The following is a 3,127-nucleotide window of genomic DNA, read 5'->3' on the forward strand; positions in this document are numbered from 1 at the left end:
ACTATTAGTTCTTTGAAAACTGAATCATAATTGTAAATTTTTAAATTCATTTATATTGATCATATCAATTAAATTGAGCCGAAAAAATACACCGCGTAATTTTTTGAGTTTTTTAAATAAGTTTAAAATCGCTTGTGACCTTCGAGTCACAATACTCAAACGAAATCATCAACAATTTGTTGATCGGTTAAGTTATTAAGGGCGCATGGTGAATGCCTTGGCACTAGGAGCCGATGAAGGACGGGACTAACACCGATATGCCTCGGGGAGCTGTAAGTAAGCTTTGATCCGGGGATTTCCGAATGGGGGAACCCAACTTGTTATGCAAGTTATCGTTTAGTGAATCTATAGCTAAGCGAAGGTAGACGTTGTGAACTGAAACATCTCATTAGCAACAGGAGAAGAAAGAAAAATCGATTCCGTCAGTAGCGGCGAGCGAACACGGAGGAGCCCAAACCAGAGTGCTTGCACTTTGGGGTTGTAGGACTGCCGTTGTGGAGTTACAAATTTGTTTATTAGCAGAATCAGCTGGGAAGCTGAGCGAAACAGGGTGATAGCCCCGTATGCGAAAGTAAGCAAACTCCCGTGCAGGATCCTGAGTACGGCCGGACACGTGAAATCCGGTCGGAATCTGCGAGGACCATCTCGTAAGGCTAAATACTCCCTAGTGACCGATAGTGAACCAGTACCGTGAGGGAAAGGTGAAAAGCACCCCGGAAGGGGAGTGAAATAGTTCCTGAAACCATGTGCCTACAACAAGTTAGAGCCCGTTAATGGGTGATAGCGTGCCTTTTGTAGAATGAACCGGCGAGTTACGATAACATGCAAGGTTAAGGTGGAAAGACCGGAGCCGTAGCGAAAGCGAGTCTGAAATGGGCGTCTGAGTATGTTGTTGTAGACCCGAAACCAGGTGACCTACCCATGTCCAGGGTGAAGGTGCGGTAAAACGCACTGGAGGCCCGAACCCGTACATGTTGAAAAATGTTGGGATGAGGTGTGGGTAGCGGTGAAATTCCAATCGAACTTGGAGATAGCTGGTTCTCTCCGAAATAGCTTTAGGGCTAGCCTCGGAAGATAGCGTGTTGGAGGTAGAGCACTGTTTTGGTGCGGGGCCCATCTCGGGTTACCAAATTAAGATAAACTCCGAATGCCAATCACGTATGTCCGGGAGTCAGACAGTGAGTGATAAGATCCATTGTCGAAAGGGGAACAGCCCAGATCGTCAGTTAAGGTCCCTAAGTGTGTGTTAAGTGGAAAAGGATGTGAAGTTGCATAGACAACTAGGATGTTGGCTCAGAAGCAGCCACCATTTAAAGAGTGCGTAATAGCTCACTAGTCGAGTGATTCTGCGCCGAAAATGTACCGGGGCTAAACACACCACCGAAACTACGGGTGCCACGTAAGTGGCGCGATAGGAGAGCGTTCTAAGCGCAATGAAGTCAGATCGTGAGGACTGGTGGAGCGCTTAGAAGTGAGAATGCCGGTATGAGTAGCGAAAGACAGGTGAGAATCCTGTCCACCGTATGACTAAGGTTTCCTGGGGAAGGCTCGTCCTCCCAGGGTTAGTCGGGACCTAAGGCGAGGCCGAAAGGCGTAGTCGATGGCTAACAGGTTGAGATTCCTGTACCAGGTGAACATGTTTGAACGATGGAGGGACGCAGAAGGCTAACAGATCCCAGCGATTGGAAATGCTGGGTTAAGCAATAAGTCTTGAAGTGAGTTAAATGCTTGCTTCTAATAGGACAAGTTGTGATAAGGACCGAAATAAAGTAGGGAAGTCTGTGATGTCACGCTGCCGAGAAAAGCTTCTAGTTAGTGTTTACCTGCCCGTACCGCAAACCGACACAGGTAGTCGAGGAGAGCATCCTAAGGTGAGCGAGTGAACTCTCGTTAAGGAACTCGGCAAAATGACCCCGTAACTTCGGGAGAAGGGGTGCTCAGCGTAAGCTGAGCCGCAGTGAATAGGCCCAGGCGACTGTTTATCAAAAACACAGGTTTCTGCAAAATCGTAAGATGACGTATAGGGGCTGACACCTGCCCGGTGCTGGAAGGTTAAAAGGAGTGCTTAGCTTCGGCGAAGGTACGAATTGAAGCCCCAGTAAACGGCGGCCGTAACTATAACGGTCCTAAGGTAGCGAAATTCCTTGTCGGGTAAGTTCCGACCCGCACGAAAGGTGTAACGATCTGGGCGCTGTCTCAACGAGAGACTCGGTGAAATTTAAAGACCCGTGAAGATGCGGGTTACCCGCGACAGGACGGAAAGACCCCATGGAGCTTTACTGTAGCTTGATATTGAGTGTTTGTGCAGCTTGTACAGCATAGGTAGGAGCCGTAGAAATCGGGACGCTAGTTTCGATGGAGGCAAACGTGGGATACTACCCTCGTTGTATGAACACTCTAACTCACACCACTAAGCGTGGTGGAAGACAGTGTCTGGCAGGCAGTTTGACTGGGGCGGTCGCCTCCTAAAAAGTAACGGAGGCGCCCAAAGGTTCCCTCAGAATGGTTGGAAATCATTCGCAGAGTGTAAAGGCACAAGGGAGCTTGACTGTGAGACTTACCAGTCGAGCAGGTACGAAAGTAGGGCTTAGTGATCCGGTGGTTCCGCATGGAAGGGCCATCGCTCAACGGACAAAAGCTACCCTGGGGATAACAGGCTTATCTCCCCCAAGAGTCCACATCGACGGGGAGGTTTGGCACCTCGATGTCGGCTCATCGCATCCTGGGGCTGTAGTCGGTCCCAAGGGTTGGGCTGTTCGCCCATTAAAGCGGTACGCGAGCTGGGTTCAGAACGTCGTGAGACAGTTCGGTCCCTATCCGTCGCGGGCGTAGGAAATTTGAGAGGAGCTGCCCTTAGTACGAGAGGACCGGGGTGGACGTACCACTGGTGTATCAGTTGTTCCGCCAGGAGCATCGCTGAGTAGCTATGTACGGATGAGATAAACGCTGAAAGCATCTAAGTGTGAAACTCGCCTCGAGATGAGATTTCCCATTCAGAAATGAAGTAAGACCCCTTATAGATGATAAGGTAGATAGGCTAGAAGTGGCAGTACGGTGACGTATGGAGCGGACTAGTACTAATGGTTCGAGGACTTAACCAAGTAGCAAGTGGTGTAAGGCAAAAATA

The 3,127-nt window shown here is 49.2% G+C and carries 1 rRNA gene; it reads left to right on the forward strand.

Annotated features, from left to right (window positions below):
* Window positions 1-185 precede the first annotated feature (185 nt).
* Window positions 186-3,101, forward strand: a 23S ribosomal RNA gene (locus FFM55_RS09660).
* The last annotated feature ends 26 nt before the right edge of the window (window positions 3,102-3,127 follow it).

It is taken from the genome of Weissella sagaensis (assembly GCF_005405285.1).
GTDB classification, from domain to species: Bacteria; Bacillota; Bacilli; order Lactobacillales; family Lactobacillaceae; genus Weissella; species Weissella sagaensis.